Origin of the sequence: Nonomuraea sp. NPDC052634 (genome assembly GCF_040678535.1) — a bacterium.
In the GTDB taxonomy this organism is placed as follows: Bacteria; Actinomycetota; Actinomycetes; order Streptosporangiales; family Streptosporangiaceae; genus Nonomuraea; species Nonomuraea fastidiosa.
Window position 1 is genome coordinate 85,371 of sequence record NZ_JBFATY010000013.1, and the last position, 15,240, is coordinate 100,610.

General features: G+C 70.8%; 13 protein-coding genes. 8 read left to right on the forward strand and 5 right to left on the reverse strand.

The window, feature by feature from the left end; genetic code table 11:
* The first annotated feature begins 80 nt into the window (after nucleotides 1-80).
* The 5 genes from AB0K67_RS35570 to AB0K67_RS35590 all read left to right on the forward strand — a co-directional run bounded on the left by AB0K67_RS35570 (nucleotide 81) and on the right by AB0K67_RS35590 (nucleotide 6,221).
* On the forward strand, nucleotides 81-830 hold the full coding sequence (locus AB0K67_RS35570) for a succinate dehydrogenase cytochrome b subunit (RefSeq protein ID WP_364068920.1): 750 nt from the start codon (nucleotides 81-83) through the stop codon (nucleotides 828-830).
* Nucleotides 827-2,749: a fumarate reductase/succinate dehydrogenase flavoprotein subunit gene (locus tag AB0K67_RS35575; RefSeq protein ID WP_364068922.1), complete on the forward strand. Its 1,923-nt coding sequence runs from the start codon at nucleotides 827-829 to the stop codon at nucleotides 2,747-2,749. Before AB0K67_RS35570 ends, AB0K67_RS35575 begins: the two co-directional genes overlap by 4 nt.
* A complete protein-coding gene (locus tag AB0K67_RS35580) occupies nucleotides 2,746-3,486 on the forward strand; it encodes a succinate dehydrogenase/fumarate reductase iron-sulfur subunit (protein ID WP_364068924.1) in 741 nt (246 codons plus the stop codon). The genes AB0K67_RS35575 and AB0K67_RS35580 overlap by 4 nt, the downstream gene beginning before the upstream one ends.
* A 511-nt stretch (nucleotides 3,487-3,997) precedes the next feature.
* Nucleotides 3,998-4,420: a hypothetical protein gene (locus AB0K67_RS35585; protein WP_364068926.1), complete on the forward strand. Its 423-nt coding sequence runs from the start codon at nucleotides 3,998-4,000 to the stop codon at nucleotides 4,418-4,420.
* Nucleotides 4,421-4,754: 334 nt separating this feature from the next.
* A complete protein-coding gene (locus AB0K67_RS35590; RefSeq protein ID WP_364068928.1) occupies nucleotides 4,755-6,221 on the forward strand; it encodes an ATP-binding protein in 1,467 nt (488 codons plus the stop codon).
* A 120-nt stretch (nucleotides 6,222-6,341) separates the two neighbouring features.
* Here AB0K67_RS35590 and AB0K67_RS35595 read toward each other — a convergent pair whose 3' ends face one another.
* A complete protein-coding gene (locus AB0K67_RS35595) occupies nucleotides 6,342-6,962 on the reverse strand; it encodes a TetR/AcrR family transcriptional regulator (RefSeq protein WP_364068930.1) in 621 nt (206 codons plus the stop codon).
* Between the two features lie 79 nt (nucleotides 6,963-7,041).
* On the opposite strand from AB0K67_RS35595, the gene AB0K67_RS35600 reads away from it, so the two are divergent.
* Nucleotides 7,042-8,484: a DHA2 family efflux MFS transporter permease subunit gene (locus AB0K67_RS35600; protein ID WP_364068932.1), complete on the forward strand. Its 1,443-nt coding sequence runs from the start codon at nucleotides 7,042-7,044 to the stop codon at nucleotides 8,482-8,484.
* Here AB0K67_RS35600 and AB0K67_RS35605 read toward each other — a convergent pair.
* The 4 genes from AB0K67_RS35605 to AB0K67_RS35620 form a co-directional block, all read right to left on the reverse strand.
* Nucleotides 8,430-8,828, reverse strand: coding sequence for a hypothetical protein (locus AB0K67_RS35605; RefSeq protein ID WP_364068934.1), 399 nt, complete (start codon nucleotides 8,826-8,828; stop codon nucleotides 8,430-8,432). The genes AB0K67_RS35600 and AB0K67_RS35605 overlap by 55 nt on opposite strands.
* A 4-nt stretch (nucleotides 8,829-8,832) precedes the next feature.
* Nucleotides 8,833-9,987 carry an RtcB family protein gene (locus tag AB0K67_RS35610; RefSeq protein ID WP_364068936.1) on the reverse strand — a complete coding sequence of 385 codons (1,155 nt, stop codon included), beginning with the start codon at nucleotides 9,985-9,987 and terminating at the stop codon, nucleotides 8,833-8,835.
* A 228-nt stretch (nucleotides 9,988-10,215) separates the two neighbouring features.
* Nucleotides 10,216-11,019 (reverse strand): NAD(P)H-binding protein, encoded by an 804-nt coding sequence (locus tag AB0K67_RS35615; RefSeq protein ID WP_364068938.1) that lies wholly within the window; start codon nucleotides 11,017-11,019, stop codon nucleotides 10,216-10,218.
* Nucleotides 11,020-11,114: 95 nt separating this feature from the next.
* Nucleotides 11,115-11,735 (reverse strand): phosphotransferase, encoded by a 621-nt coding sequence (locus AB0K67_RS35620; RefSeq protein ID WP_364068940.1) that lies wholly within the window; start codon nucleotides 11,733-11,735, stop codon nucleotides 11,115-11,117.
* A gap of 272 nt (nucleotides 11,736-12,007) precedes the next feature.
* On the opposite strand from AB0K67_RS35620, the gene AB0K67_RS35625 reads away from it, so the two are divergent.
* Both AB0K67_RS35625 and AB0K67_RS35630 read left to right on the forward strand, forming a co-directional pair.
* Complete coding sequence (locus AB0K67_RS35625) at nucleotides 12,008-13,696, forward strand: ABC transporter ATP-binding protein (protein WP_364068942.1); 1,689 nt, start codon at nucleotides 12,008-12,010, stop codon at nucleotides 13,694-13,696.
* 6 nt (nucleotides 13,697-13,702) lie between these two features.
* Nucleotides 13,703-15,240 (forward strand): ABC transporter ATP-binding protein (locus tag AB0K67_RS35630; protein WP_364068944.1); only part of this gene is annotated, 1,538 nt, incomplete at its 3' end.

Below are 15,240 nucleotides of genomic sequence, written 5' to 3' on the forward strand. Positions count from 1 at the left end.
CCGCATCATAGCCCTGAGCTATCGAAACCAGGTCCACGATGACTTGGACGGATCATTGCTGGATACCTAGCTTTTGGGATGTGACTGCCACGATAGAGCGCGGCTCCGCCACCGCGCCTGTTTCAGCCCCCAAGAAAACCCCGGCGGGCAAGAGGCCCGGCGGGTTCTTCAGTTCGTCCAACGGCAAGAAAGTCGTCATGGCCGTCACGGGCGCCGTGATGGTGCTCTTTCTCGTCGGCCATATGCTCGGCAACCTGAAGATCTTCTTCGGCCGTGAGTCCTTCAACGAGTACGCCCACGCGCTGCGCACGCTGCTCGAGCCCCTCGCGCCCTACCGCACGCTGCTGACCATCGTCGAGATCGTCCTCGTCGCCTCGGTCGCGCTGCACATGTGGGCCGCGATCTCGCTCTCCCGCCGCGCGGGCAAGGCCAGGCCGGTCAAGTACGTGACCAAGAAGTCCCAGGCGAGCGGCTACACCACGCACATCATGCGCTGGGGTGGCGTGACGATCGTGCTCTTCGTGATCTGGCACCTGCTCGACCTGACCTTCGGCGTCGTCAACCCCAAGGGCTTCGACTCCGAGCCCGCCGACCGGATGATCGCCGGCTTCGACGCCTCCCGGTGGTGGGTGACCCTGATCTACCTCGTCGCGGTCGTCATGGTCGGCCTGCACCTGCGTCACGGCATCTGGAGCGCCTTCCAGACGCTCGGCTGGGCCAACCGCAACCGCTACCGCGTCCTGCGCGCGACCGCCGGCGTCGTCTCGGCCCTGCTGGTCCTCGGCTTCGTGGCCCCGCCCCTCGCGATCACGTTCGGAGTAGTCAAGTGAAGTACACCGAAGGCCCCGAGATCCGGGACACCAAGGCTCCCTCCGGGCCCATCGAGGAGCGCTGGGAGAAGCGCAAGTTCAGCGCCCGCCTGGTGAACCCGGCCAACAAGCGCAAGCTCAACGTGATCGTCGTCGGCACCGGCCTGGCGGGCGGCTCCGCCGCCGCCACCCTCGGCGAGCTGGGCTACAACGTCAAGTCCTTCTGCTACCAGGACTCGCCGCGCCGCGCCCACTCCATCGCCGCCCAGGGCGGCATCAACGCCGCCAAGAACTACCGCGGTGACGGCGACTCGATTTACCGGCTCTTCTACGACACCGTCAAGGGCGGCGACTTCCGCTCCCGCGAGTCGAACGTCTACCGCCTCGCCCAGGTCTCGGTGAACATCATCGACCAGGCCGTGGCGCAGGGCGTGCCGTTCGCCCGCGAGTACGGCGGCCTGCTCGACACCCGCTCCTTCGGCGGCGCCCAGGTCTCCCGCACCTTCTACGCCCGCGGCCAGACGGGCCAGCAGCTCCTGCTGGGCGCGTACCAGGCGCTCGAGCGGCAGATCGCGGCCGGGACCGTCACCATGTACGCCCGCCACGAGATGCTCGACCTGATCGTCTCCGACGGCCGGGCGCGCGGCATCATCGTGCGCGACATGGTCACCGGCGAGATCGAGCGGCACTTCGCCGACGCCGTCGTGCTCGCCACCGGCGGCTACGGCAACGTCTTCTACCTGTCGACGAACGCCAAGGGCTGCAACACCACCGCCATCTGGCGGGCCCACGAGCGCGGCGCGTACTTCGCCAACCCCTGCTTCACGCAGATCCACCCGACCTGCATCCCGGTGTCGGGCGAGTACCAGTCGAAGCTCACCCTCATGTCGGAGTCGCTGCGCAACGACGGCCGCGTCTGGGTGCCGAAGCGCAAGAACGACACCCGCGCCCCCGGCGACATCCCGGAGGAGGAGCGCGACTACTACCTGGAGCGCATCTACCCCGCCTTCGGCAACCTGGTGCCGCGTGACATCGCCTCCCGCGCCGCCAAGAACGTCTGCGACGAAGGCCGCGGCGTCGGCCCCGGCGGGCTCGGCGTCTACCTCGACTTCCGCGACGCCATCAACCGGCTCGGCCGCGAAGCCGTCGAGAAGAAGTACGGCAACCTCTTCGAGATGTACGAGCGCATCACCGGCGAGAACCCGTACGACGTGCCGATGCGCATCTACCCCGCCGTCCACTACACGATGGGCGGCCTGTGGGTGGACTACGACCTGCAGTCCACCATCCCCGGCCTGTTCGTCATCGGCGAGGCCAACTTCTCCGACCACGGCGCCAACCGCCTCGGCGCGTCCGCCCTCATGCAGGGCCTCGCCGACGGCTACTTCGTGCTGCCGACCACCATCGGCGACTACCTCGCCGACGGCCCGTTCGGCGACGTGGACGAGGAGGCCGTGGCCGAGGCCGAGATCCGCGTCCGCAGCAAGATCGACCGGCTCATGTCCGTGAACGGCACCAGGACGCCCGACTCCTTCCACCGCGAGCTCGGCAAGCTCATGTGGGACTACTGCGGCATGGAGCGCACCGAGGAGTCGCTGCGCAAGGCCCTCGAGCGCATCCCCGAGCTGCGCGAGGAGTTCTGGAACAACGTCAAGGTGACCGGCACCGCCGAAGAGCTCAACCAGGTGCTGGAGAAGGCCGGCCGGGTGGCCGACTTCTTCGACCTGGCCGAGCTCATGTGCCTGGACGCCCTCGTCCGCACCGAGTCCTGCGGCGGCCACTTCCGCGCCGAATCCCAGACCGACGACGGCGAGGCGCTGCGCGACGACGAGAACTTCGCGCACGTGTCCGCCTGGGAGTACACCCCCGACGGGCCGGTCCTGCACAAGGAACCGCTCGAGTACGAGTACGTCAAGATGACCCAGCGGAGCTACAAGTGAACCTGACCCTACACGTCTGGCGTCAGAAGGGCCCTTCGGACGAGGGTCGCATGGTGACGTACAAGGTTGAGGACGTCTCCCCGGACATGTCGTTCCTGGAGATGCTGGACGTGCTCAACGAGCGCCTCATCCTCGAAGGCGACGACCCGATCGCCTTCGACCACGACTGCCGCGAGGGCATCTGCGGCATGTGCGGCATGGTCATCAACGGCGTACCCCACGGCGAGCAGCGCGCCACCACGACGTGCCAGCTCCACATGCGCCACTTCGAGGACGGCGCCGAGATCACCATCGAGCCGTGGCGCGCCGCGCCGTTCCCGGTCGTCAAGGACCTGGTGGTGGACCGCAGCGCGTTCGACCGCATCATCCAGGCGGGCGGCTTCGTCTCCGTACCGGCCGGGTCGGCGCCCGACGCCCACAGCATCCCGGTCCGCAAGGAGGACGCCGACGCCGCCTTCGACGCGGCCACCTGCATCGGCTGCGGCGCCTGCGTGGCGGCCTGCCCCAACGGCTCGGCCTCCCTCTTCGTCGCCGCCAAGATCACCCACCTCGGCCTGCTTCCGCAGGGCCAGCCCGAGCGCCTGTCCCGCGCCAAGGCCATGGTGGACCAGATGGACGCCGAGGGCTTCGGCGGCTGCACGAACACCGGCGAGTGCACCGCCGTCTGCCCGAAGGGGATCCCGCTGGACGCGATCGCGCGGATGAACAGCGACTACCTGAAGGCGAACTCCAAGTAGCCCTTTTCGCGTAAGGGGTGGGTGGGCCTGGCTCCACCCACCCCTTGCCCTTTTTCCGTGGTCGCCTGGCTGATTCCCGCCCTTGGTCCAAAGGGCTTCGCTTCGGGGGCGCTTAGCGCCGGGTGGGCAAAGGCTGTTTTGTTCTGTGGCGCCTGTCGGCGCACGCCTTCGGCTGGTGGTTCATCCCACCCCGTTGCCCGCCGATGCGGTGGGCCTGCGATGCCCACCCCGGACCGCGGGAGCGTCCCTTCGGAGGTGACCGGGGGAGTCCCTGCGGGTGTGGGCTGGGGGTGTTTCTGTGGGTAGTTGACCGAGGGAGTCCTTTGGGGGTTGGCCGGGCCGGGACGCTGGATGTCGGCTGAGGTGTCTTTGAGTGGTTGACCGCGGTGGGCCTTAGGGCTTCGGCCTGGGCCACGATCGCCGTGTCCGCCTTCGAGGACTATCGGCCGGAGCGGCCGTTCGGGCTGCTGCTCAGCGCGCAGGTCTGGCACTGGATCGATCCGGAGATCCGTTGGGAGCGGGCGGTCGCGGCGCTCGCTCCGGGCGGGGTGCTGGCTCTGTTCTGGAACGCGACCACCTCAAGGATCCCGAGCAGGCGGCCGAGGTGCTTGCCGCGCATCGCCGGTATGCCCCGCACATCACCCCTAAGACCGAGCCTGCCGACGACGGCTTGTTCTCCAGATCGTGGTGGTACACCGACCTGGAGAAGCTGCCTGAGTTCGGGGACCTGTCGACGCGTTTCTACCGGTCGGAGCGGACGCTCTCAGGGGCCGACTACGTCGCGTACCTGTCCACGCAGTCGGCCTATCGGATGCTCGACGACGCCACCCGCGCGGATCTCTTCGCTGCGCTCGAGGAGGCGGTCGGCGAGCAGGTGACGATGGGTGTCGACACCGCCCTGTACCTGGCCCGCCGCACGCGCTTCACCGGCTGAGTGTCCTCCCGGTCCGGGGCGCCGGCGGCCGATCCGGCTGTCATGGAGACAGCCGCCGGTCTGCTCGCCTCCCGCTCCGCCTGCGTCCGTTCGGTCGTCGTCTCGTCCGTCGGCCGTCCGGGACCTCCATCGCCTGGTCACGCTGCTGGACCGCGAGCCGTGCGTGATGGGAGCCGACAGCTGGTCGAGGTCGAGCGATCGTCAGGGGCATGCGGCCAACCGGAGCCTCGGCCCCGAGCCCCGATAGTCACGAGCAGCAGATGGCAGGGCTAGCAATGATTGTTATACCTATTATAGTTGCAGCCATCATTCTCAGCGTCAATAAGGGGCCATCATGGACAAGCCGGCGCGGTTGTTCGGGCGGGACGAGGAGTGGGCGGCGCTCGCCGACTTCGTCGAGGCGCCCACCGAGGGCGCGACGCTTGGCCTGGTCTACGGGCGGCGCCGCCAGGGCAAGACGCTCATGCTCGAACTCCTCGCCCAGGCCACGGGCGGTCTGCTGTTCGCGGCGACCCAGCAGAGCGAGACGCAGAACCTCGCCGATCTGGGCGCAGCCTACGCCGCCCATCGCGGGCTGCGGCAGCCGGTGTCGTTCCGCGACTGGCGGGAAGGGCTCGACGAGCTGCTGCGCCTCGGCGATGAGCGCGCCGTGCCCGTGATCATCGATGAGTTCCCGTATCTCATCGCCGCCACCCCGGCGCTGCCGTCGTATCTGCAGCAGGCGCTCAGCCCCACGGGGCACGCCAAGGAGCGGACCCGCACGCGTCTGATCCTGTGCGGCAGCGCGCTCACCACGATGGCCGAGCTGCTGGGCGGGGGAGCACCGCTGCGCGGGCGGGCGGTGCTCGAACTGGTGGTGCGGCCCTTCGGGTTCAGGGACGCGGGTGCGTTCTGGGGGCTGACGGAGGATCCCGAGCTGGCCTTCCGGGTCCATGCGCTGGTCGGCGGCACTCCCGCGTACCGGGAGATGTGCGGTGGCTCGGGCCCGGACGGAGTCGACGCCTTCGACGGCTGGGTGCAGCGCCGGTTGCTGAACCCGGCGTCGGCGATGTTCCGCGAGGGCGGGCTGCTGCTGCGGGAGGAGCCGTCGATCGCCGACCCCACCTCGTACGCCGCCGTCCTGGCCGCCATCAGTGCGGGCAACCACCGCCGCACGGAGATCGCCGCCGCCTTGGGACGGCCCGTCAGCGCGCTGGGCCACCTGCTCTCCGGCCTGCGCGGCATCGGGCTGGTCGAGCAGGTGGACGACGCCCTGCGGCAGAAGCGCAGCGTCTTCAAGATCGCCGAGCCGATCGTCCGGCTGCACCAGCTGGTCACGCAGCGGCGGGAGCCCGAGCTGGTCGCCGGCAAGGCGGAGCAGGTCTGGCGGTCGAGCGCCGACACCGTGGCGTCCAAGATCTACGGCCCGCACTTCGAGGATCTCGCCCGCGAGTGGTGCTTCCTGCACGCCTCGGCCGACACGCTGGGCGGATTCGCGAGCGCCGTGCGGCCCAGCGAGGTGAGCTGCCGGGCGCACCGGTGCGGGCACGAGCTCGATCTCGTGGTCACCGAGACGAACGCGTCCGAGGCCGACCGCATCATCGCCATCGGCGAGGCCAAGGGCACGCTGACTCCGATGGACGTTCCGCAGCTGCAGCGGCTTGAGCATCTGCGCGCGCTGCTGCCCGACGCCCAGGTGGACGCGCCGCCGAAATTGCTGCTGTTCGCCAGGGCAGGGTTCACGGGCGAGCTGGTGGAGGCGGCGCGGGGGCGGCGGGACGTGGAGCTGGTGGATCTGCGGCGGCTCTACTCAGGCGACTGAAGGCCCGGGTTTCTCCCGGTGCGCCGGTAACGATGAGGCGGTTCGGACCACTTCCCAGTGTCAGGAAGAACGGTGATCCGAACGAAGGGGCTGGGCGGTGGCGCCCTTAGCGGGGCGAGGTCAGGAGACGTCCCAGGCGCGGGCGAACGCGTCGACGGCCGCCTGCGCCATGGCGTCCAGCTCCGCCTCCGGCAGCGTCCGGGTGCCGAGCTGGGTGCGGGCCTCAAGAGGGCCGAGCAGCAGCGCGAGGAACTGTTCGGCGGCGAGGTCGGGGTCGCCGGCGCGGAGGCGGCCGGCGAGGGTGAGCCTGGCCAGCCGGTCGGCGAGCGCCCGGGTGAGCCGGTCGGGCCCGCTGTCCTTGACGATGTCGAGGATGTCGGGGAAGTGGGTGACCTCGGAGTAGAGCAGCCGCCGCAGCGCGCATGAGCGCCCGTCGGTGTGCAGCCGGAGCAGGCGGCCGGCCGCCTGCTGCAGGGCGGCGCGCAGGTCGTCGCCGGGGTCGGCGAGCGGTTCGAGCGCGGCGATGCGCTCGTCGAGCACGGCCCGCGCGGCGGCCTCCAGGGAGTGCCGGAACAGCGTGGCCTTGTCGGTCATGTGGTTGTAGACCGTCGGCTTGGCCACCCCGGCCTCGCGGGCGATGGCCTGCACGCACGCCTGCGCGTAGCCCTCACGGGCGAAGACGGTGAACGCGCCTTCCAGGATCGCCTGGCGCTTGTCGATCCGGCCGCGAGTGGTGCTCATGCCCTCGATTGTACTCATGAGTTCAGATCGGTGAACGAGAGGGTTGTGCTCAGACGGATGAGGTCATTACGTTGAACCCATGAGTTCAAATGAAGACGGCCGGATGGACGGGCGGTTGCTCGCCACCATCGCCGTGGTGCTGCTCGGCGGCATGCTGGGCATCCTCAACAGCACGATGGCCGCCGTCGCCACCGAGAGCCTGGCCTCGATCTTCGCGACCTCGCTGAGCACGGTCGGCTGGGCGTCCACCGGGTTCCTGCTCGCGGTGACGGCCACCATCCCGTTCACCACCTGGGCCGTCGACCGGTACGGCGGCAAACGGCTGTGGCTCGCCGGGCTCGGCGTGTTCATCGCCGCATCGCTGGCCGCCGGGCTGGCGCGGGACGTGGGCAGCCTGATCGCGTTCCGGGTGGTGCAGGGCTTCGGCGCGGGCCTGCTCGACCCGCTCGTGCTGATCCTGCTCGCCAGGGCAGCGGGACCGCGCAGGGCCGGGCGCGTGATGGGCCTCATGGGCGTGGTGCTGTCACTCGGACCCGTACTCGGGCCGATCGCCGGCGGGGCGATACTCGGATCGCTGTCGTGGCGGGCGATGTTCCTGCTCAGCGTGGCCGTCGGAGCCGTCGCGCTGGTGCTCGCCGTGCGCGTGATCCCACCCGACCCGCAGGAGGGCACGGATCCCGCGCGGCTCGACGTGCTGGGCCTCGCGCTGCTCGGCCCCGGGTTCGCGGCCGTCGTGCTGGGGCTGTCGCAGACGGCGGAGCAGGGCGGGTTCGGGGCCTGGCAGGTGCTGTTGCCGCTGGTCGCGGGGGCCGCGCTGCTCGTCGCGTACGGCGGGCACGCCCGGCGCGGCGAGCGCCCGCTCATCGACCTGGGGTTGTTCCGCAGCCGCGGCTTCACCGCCAGCGTCACGATCATGGGGCTCGGCGGCATGGGCCTGTACGCCGGTCTCTTCGCGCTGCCCCTGTACTACCAGCAGGCGCACGGGCACGGCGTGCTCGCGGCCGGGCTGCTCATGGCGCCGCTCGGGCTCGGCGGCTCCATCGCCATGCCGCTGGCCGGCCGGTTGTCGGACCGGCTGGGCGCGCGCGGCCTGGCCACGGGAGGCGCGGTCGTGGCGCTGCTCAGCGCGTACGGGCTGACGCTGATCGGACCTGGCACGCCCGAGGTGTGGCCCGCGCTGGCGGCGCTCGCGTTCGGCCTGGGCAGCGGCTGCTTCAGCGCGCCCACCATGGGCTCGCTCTACCGGACGCTCCCCGGGCCGATGGTGGCCCAGGGCAGCTCCGTGCTGTACATGCTCAACCAGCTCGGCGCCGCCCTGGGGGTCGCCGTCGTCACGCTCGTCGTCCAGACCGCGGCCGGGACCATGAGCGGGCTGCGCGGCGTGTTCTGGATCTCGTTCGCCACCGTCGCCATCGTCCTGGCGCTCATCCCGCTGCTGCCCGGCCGGGCGGCGGCTCAGGCGCCTGCTCAGGCGGAGGCCGGACGCTCCCGGATGAAACCCCACAAGAAGGGGATCAGGTAGTCCGGCGGCCCGCCCAGGAACGCGGTGAGGTCGTCCTCGGTGACCTCCAGCCTCATGGCGCGCCCCGGCCGTCCGGGGTCCCAGCCCTGCTCCAGCGCCCGCCTGATGGAGGCGGCCACCAGAGCGGGCGTGACCGGGATCGTGCGCCGGCCCAGCCAGTTGTCCGGCCGGGCGCACGGCAGCGACACCACCAGGAGGTTGCCCGGCGCCTCCGTCCGTTCGACGGAGAACGTCAGCGGCGTCCAGGCGTTGCCCTGGCAGGAGGACGGCTTGCGGCGCACCCGCCAGCGGTAGTCACCGCCGTCGACGGTGATGCGCCGCGAGCCCTTCTTCGGCATCGCCACCGGCTCACCCCTTGTAGTTGAAGATCTGGCGCAGCGTGTGCTGCACCTCGACCAGGTCCTGCTGGTCGGCCATGACCTGGTCGATCGGCTTGTACGCGTCCGGGTGCTCGTCCACCAGGGCCGCCGCCCGGTCGGCGTTCCAGGTGCGGCCGCTCATGGCCTCGGTCAGCGACTTCACCGACAGCTCACGCTTGGCCTTCGTCCGCGACATGCGGCGTCCCGCGCCGTGCGAGCACGAGTTGTAGGAGTCGGGGTTGCCGCGCCCGCGCACGATGTACGAGCGGGTGCCCATCGACCCCGGGATCACGCCCTCGTCACCGCGGTCGGCCTTGATGGCGCCCTTGCGGGTGATCCACAACGACTTGCCGAAGTGGGTCTCCTGCTGGGTGAAGTTGTGGTGGCAGTTGATCGTCCTGACCCGCTGCCCCTTGCCGACGACCTTGAACAGCGCGTCGATCAGCACCCGGTCCATCCGTGCGCGCGAGGCCATCGCGTAGCGCTGCGCCCACAGCATGTCCTCGATGTACGCGGTGAACTCCGGCGTGCTCTGCACCAGGTAGGCCAGGTCGGGGTCTTCGAGCCCGACCTGCTGCTTCTTCATCAGCTTCTTGGCGTTCGTGATGTGGTACTGGGCGAGCTGGTTGCCGATGCCGCGCGAACCCGAGTGCAGCACCGTCCAGACCCGGTCGCGCTCGTCGAGGCAGACCTCGACGAAGTGGTTGCCGGAGCCGAGGGTGCCGAACTGGTCGGCGACCTTCTTGGTCTGCTTCGGGCTGAGGTCGGTGTGGGGCAGGCCGAGGTCGCTCAGCGTACGGTCGATGCCGGGATCGTCGTGACCCTTGCCGACGCCGGCCGGGATGCGCCGCTCGACCAGCGGCATCAGCGCGGCGAGCGAGTCGGGCAGGTCGGCGGCCGTGAGCGTGGTCTCGGTCGCCACCATGCCGCAGCCGATGTCCACGCCGACGGCGGCGGGGATGATCGCGTTCTCGGTCGGGATCACCGAGCCGACCGTCGCACCGATGCCGACGTGAGCGTCCGGCATGAGAGCGACGTGACCGGCGACGAACGGCAGGCGGGCAGTGCGTGCGGCCTGCATGATCGCGCCTTCGTCGATCTCGCTGGCCCACGACAGCAGATTGGGTGCGGGCTGGTTCGGCATGAAAGGGATCTCCTCACTGAGTCGTGATCAGTGTGTCGTGACCAGAGAGGATTTCCCACCTATTTTACGGTTCGGGGGGTTGCGCGCCCGGGGGCGATCGCCGTACGGGCGCGCCGAAACGCCAGGTCAGGCTGTTGGTGGGGCGCCGCCCGCATGGGTGGCCGGCGGCCCCAGCGAAGCAAGCCCCCGTTGGGCGGTCCCGGCGAGGCAGGCTCCCGCTCGGCGGTTTCAGCGCCAGGCCCCTGCGGCGGCGGCCTCCCGCGCGTACGACTCGAAGGACTTCGGCGGGCGTCCCGTCACCTGCTCGACCGCGTCGGAGGCCGGCTGATCGCCGAGCGCGCGCAGCGCGGCGAACGCCTTCGCCGCCTCGATCGCCTCCTCCGCGAACTCGTTGACCGCGATGTAGTCCTCCTCGCCGCCCCGGTAGCGCACCTCACGGCCGATCGCGCGGCCGATGATCTCCGTGGCCTCGCCGAACGACAGCGCGCGCGGGCCGGTGATCTCGTACGAGCGGCCGGCGTGACCGTCCTGCGTCAGCGCCGCCGCGGCCATCGCCGCGATGTCGCCCGCGTCCACGAACGCCTGCCGCACCTCGCCGAGCGGCAGCACCAGCTCGCCCGCCATCACCGCGGGCCGCAGGAAACCCTCGTCGAAGTTCTGGTCGAACCAGCTCGGTCGCAAGATCGTCCACGCCGCGCCGCAGCCGCGCACGGTGCGCTCGGCGGCCAGCAGGCGCTCGTCACGCATCGCCTCGATGGCGCCGCTGGACAGCAGCACCACCCGCTCGACGCCGCGGCTCACGGCCAGCGACACGAACTCGGAGTCGATCGGGACGCCGTCGGGCGCCATGAGGTAGACGGCCGACGCGCCGGTGACGGCAGGCTCCCAAGTGGCGGGGTCGGACCAGTCGAACCTGGTCTCGCCGCTCCTGGACGCGGCCCGCACGGTGTGCCCGCCGGCCCGCAGGATCTCCGCAACGCGGCGGCCGGTGGAGCCGGTGGCGCCGAGGACAAGGATCACGCTTTCCGTCATGCCCGCACCTAAGCAAAGGCCACCGACAAAACCGCACAACCTGTGGCCTGGGCGGGGGTACTCCGTCCAGGCGGCGGTGGCGCGCGGCCGTGGGGTCACTCGTTCCAGGCGGTGGTGGCGTCGAGGCGTTCGCGCCACAGCTTCTCGCCCTCGCCGCCCGGCTCCCATCGGGCGCAGAAGTCGAGCAGGGCCTGGCAGCGGTCGATCATGGCGGCGTGGCGCTCGGGCCAGGCGGGGGCCGGTTCGCCGTACGCGGCGAAGAAGCGGGGCAGTAGCGGCACGTGATCGGGGTGGTGGCTGCGGACGATCCACTCCACCCAGGCGATGTCCTCGACCGGCCGCCCCGGGTGCGCCCACTCCCAGTCGAGTATCGCGGCCGTCTCGTACGTGGCCGGGTCGAACAGCATGTTCTGGGGCCCGTAGTCGCCGTGGACGATGCCCAGCCGGTGGATGCGGGCCAGCATCCGCCCGCACTCGGTGAACACCTCCTCGGCCCGCCCCTCGTCGAGGAGGTCCTGGCCGTGCAGGCCGTCGACGTAGCGGGTGGTCAGGCTGGTGGCGGTGACCTGGTGGACGCGGGGGACGGGCAGGCGGCCGCGCAGGCGGCGCAGGTAGCGGCTCTCGGTGGTCAGCCTGAAGGCCGCCTCGGGACCCTGGTAGCACTTCACGACCAGGGCGCCGTCGCCGAACGTGCTGTTGGTGTACCCGTGCTTCACAAGGGTCGATTCTCGCCTACCCGTACCCCTGCCGGGCGCTCCGGCGCGCGATCCGGGCGGCCTCGATACACGATGTAAGAACGGAACAAATCGCCCAATAAGCCGGAAATCTCACGTGCTGCGGGGCTGGACGGGAAGAGCGCGGTGAAAGGCGTTCCGGGCGGGATGAGCACCATGTAAAGATCGCCGGGAGGACCCCTGCGAGGCTGTCCGTGTAACTGGATGAAAACGGTTTGCCGGTCCACGTGACGTCTTGTCAAGGTGGTCGGGCTATGCGCTCCCTTCCTGAGGCCGATCCCGGCGTGCCCGACATCCGCAGCCCGCTGCGCTACCTGTGGTGGAACGCCGGCCGCCAGGCGCCCTCCCTGCTCCTCGGCATCGGCTTCGGAGTCCTGTGGTGGGGGGTGCAGGCCCTCATGCCTGCCGTACTCGGGCAGGGCATCCAGGCCGTCACCGCCAAGGACACCTCGGCGCTGATCATGTGGTCGGCCGTGCTGTCCGGGCTGGGTCTCGTCCAGGCGTTCAGCGGGATCATGCGGCACCGCATGGCCGTCTACAACTGGCTCGCCGCCGCGTACCGCACCGTCCAGCTCACCTCCCGGCAGGCCGCCAGGCTCGGCGCCACGCTGCCCAAACGCCTGTCCACCGGCGAGGTCGTCAGCGTCGGAAACTCCGACATCGCCCACATCGGCGGCAGCATCGACATCCTGCTGCGCGGCAGCGGCGCGGTCGTCGCCATCGTCACCGTCACGGTCATCCTCCTGTCCACCTCGCTGCCGCTCGGCCTGCTCGTGCTGTTCGGGGTGCCGGTCATGGCCCTCGCCGTCTGGCCCCTGCTCCGCCCCTTGCACCTGCGCCAGCGCCGCCAGCGCGAGCTGACCGGCGAGCTGTCCACCCGCGCCGCCGACATCGTCGCCGGGCTGCGGGTGCTGCGCGGCGTCGGGGGCGAGCAGGTCTTCGCGCAGCGTTACCGCGAGGAGTCCCAGGAGGTGCGGCTGGCGGGCGTCCACGTGGCGCGTGTTGAGTCCGTACTCGAAGGCGCCCAGATCGTGCTGCCAGGACTGCTCATCGCCGTCGTCACCGGCATCGGCGCGAACGTCGCCGTCGCCGGCGACATCCCCACCGGGCAGCTCGTCTCCTTCTACCTGTACGCGGTCTTCCTCATCGGCCCTCTGCGCACCCTCACCGAGGCCGCCGACAAGCTCACCAAGGGCCACGTCGCCGCCGGCCGGGTGATCCGCATCCTGTCGATCCGCCCCGAGGTCACCGGCGGCAACGGCAGCAGCCCGGGCGGCGTACTGCGCGACTCTTACAGCGGAGTCACCCTCCAGCCGGGCTCGTTCACCGCCCTCGCCGCCGCCACCCCCGACGAAGCCGCCGCCATCGCCGACCGGCTCGGCCGCTACACCGAGGGCGACGTCACCTTCGGTCCCGCCGAACTGCGCACCCTCCCCGTCGACGAAGTACGCGCCCGCATCCTCGTCGCAGACAACGGCGCCCGCCTGTTCAACGGCCGCCTCCGCGACGAGCTCGACGTCCGGGGCGAGGCCACCGACGAGGACATCCACCGGGCCCTGCACGCCGCCTGCGCCACCGACATCGTCGAAGCCCTGCCCGACGGGCTCGACACCGAGGTGGCCGAGGCCGGGCGGGAGTTCTCCGGCGGGCAGCAGCAGCGGCTGCGGCTCGCCAGGGCCCTGCTCGCCGACCCTGAAGTGCTCATCCTCGTCGAGCCCACCAGCGCCGTCGACGCCCACAGCGAGGCCCGCATCGCCGAACGCCTCGCCGCCGCGCGCGCCGGACGTACCACGCTGATCTGCACCACCAGCCCCCTCGTGCTCGACCGGGCCCAGCACGTCATCCGCGTCGAAGACGGCCGCGTGTCCGCCGAGGGCACGCACCGGCAGCTGCTCGACTGCTCGCCCGCGTACGCGGCGACCGTGACCCGCGGGGAGAACTGAACACCCATGGCACGCGAGATCCTGCCGGTCGCCGACCGCGAACAGGTACGCGCCTACGCCAGGCGGCTCACCCTCAAATACCCGCGCGAGCTCGGCGTCGCCGTCCTCTTGCACGGCCTGGCCGCCGTCGCGGGCCTGCTCGCCCCGTGGCAGCTCGGCGAGCTGGTGCAGAACGTCCAGTACGGCGTCGCCGTCAACGTGCCGCTCGTCGCCGCCGCCATCGGCGCGTTCCTGCTGCTCCAGGGCGTCCTCATACGGTATGCCGTGCTCGCCTCCGCCAAACTCGGCGAGAAGGTGCTCGCCGAGCTGCGCGAGGAGTTCGTGGACCGGGTGCTCTCCCTGCCCCTGTCCACCGTCGAACGCGCCGGATCCGGCGATCTCATCACCCGCACTTCCCGCGACGTCGACGCCCTGTCGCGCACCGTGCGCCATGCCGTGCCCGAGACCCTCATCGCCATGGTCACGTTCGTGATCACGGTCGGCGCGCTGCTGCTCGTCAGCCCGCTGCTCATGCTCCCCATGCTGGCCGCCGGGCCCATCCTCTACATCGCCACCCGCTGGTACCTCGCCCGCGCCCGCGACGGCTACCTGCGCGAGAACGCCGCCTACGCCGACATCACCGAAGGGCTCGCCGAGACCATCGAAGGCGCCAGGGCCGTCGAAGCGCTCGGCCTGCGCGAGCGCCGGCGGGTGCGTACCGACCGCGACATCGCCCGCTCGTACGCCGCCGAACGCTACACGCTCGGCCTGCGCACCACCTGGTATCCCGCCGTCGAGCTCGGCTACGTCATCCCCGTCGTCGCCGCCCTCCTCGTCGGCGGCCTCTTCTACACCAGCGATTGGGTGACCCTGTCGCAGGTCACCACCGCCGCCCTCTACGCCCAGCAGCTCATCGACCCGCTCGACCGGTTCCTGATGTGGATCGACGAACTCCAGGTGGGCGGCGCGTCGATGGCCCGCCTCCTGGGCGTCTCCAACGTCCCGAATGACCGCCACCCCAAAGCATCGATCACTTCGCCCGCTGGCCCTGCCACAACCCCCACCGCCGGAGTTGGGGCGACTGGCTCGGTTGCGGCTCTTGCCGCCGGCGTGGGGACGACCACCCCGGCCGCCAGCACCGCTGCCGACGCAGCGACCGTCGCCACCGGTCCGACGCCTGCAACCGGCAGCTCCACGTCCTCGGCCGCTGGCGCGGGCATCGCAGCCGGATCGGCGACAGCCTCGCACGACACCGCCACTGGTGTGTCGGCCGCGCTCGGCAGCATCGGCGCCGGTCCCGTTTCCGCCCCCGACGACACTTCTGCTGTCGGTGCGCCCCCGGCCGCAGCCGCCGCCGACCGGACGTCTGCCACCAGCGCTGCGGCCGCTGCCACCGGTGCTGTGACCGCCGCCACGAGTTCGGCGACCGCCTCGAGCAGCACAGTCCCCGCCCTCGCCTCCGCTGGTTCTGCGGCCGCTGCCACCGGTGCTGTGACCGCCGCCACGAGCCCGGCGACCGCCTCGAGCAGCACAGTCCCCGCCCTCGCCTCCGCTGGTTCTGCGGC

What these genes read in the sequence shown, in the direction of transcription:
- AB0K67_RS35615 (WP_364068938.1), bottom strand. Translation starts at nt 11,019, where the DNA reads ATGACGGAAAGCGTGATCCTTGTCCTCGGCGCCACCGGCTCCACCGGC.
- AB0K67_RS35625 (WP_364068942.1), top strand. Translation starts at nt 12,008, where the DNA reads ATGCGCTCCCTTCCTGAGGCCGATCCCGGCGTGCCCGACATCCGCAGC.
- AB0K67_RS35610 (WP_364068936.1), bottom strand. Translation starts at nt 9,987, where the DNA reads ATGCCGAACCAGCCCGCACCCAATCTGCTGTCGTGGGCCAGCGAGATC.
- AB0K67_RS35595 (WP_364068930.1), bottom strand. Translation starts at nt 6,962, where the DNA reads ATGAGCACCACTCGCGGCCGGATCGACAAGCGCCAGGCGATCCTGGAA.
- AB0K67_RS35590 (WP_364068928.1), top strand. Translation starts at nt 4,755, where the DNA reads ATGGACAAGCCGGCGCGGTTGTTCGGGCGGGACGAGGAGTGGGCGGCG.
- AB0K67_RS35600 (WP_364068932.1), top strand. Translation starts at nt 7,042, where the DNA reads ATGAGTTCAAATGAAGACGGCCGGATGGACGGGCGGTTGCTCGCCACC.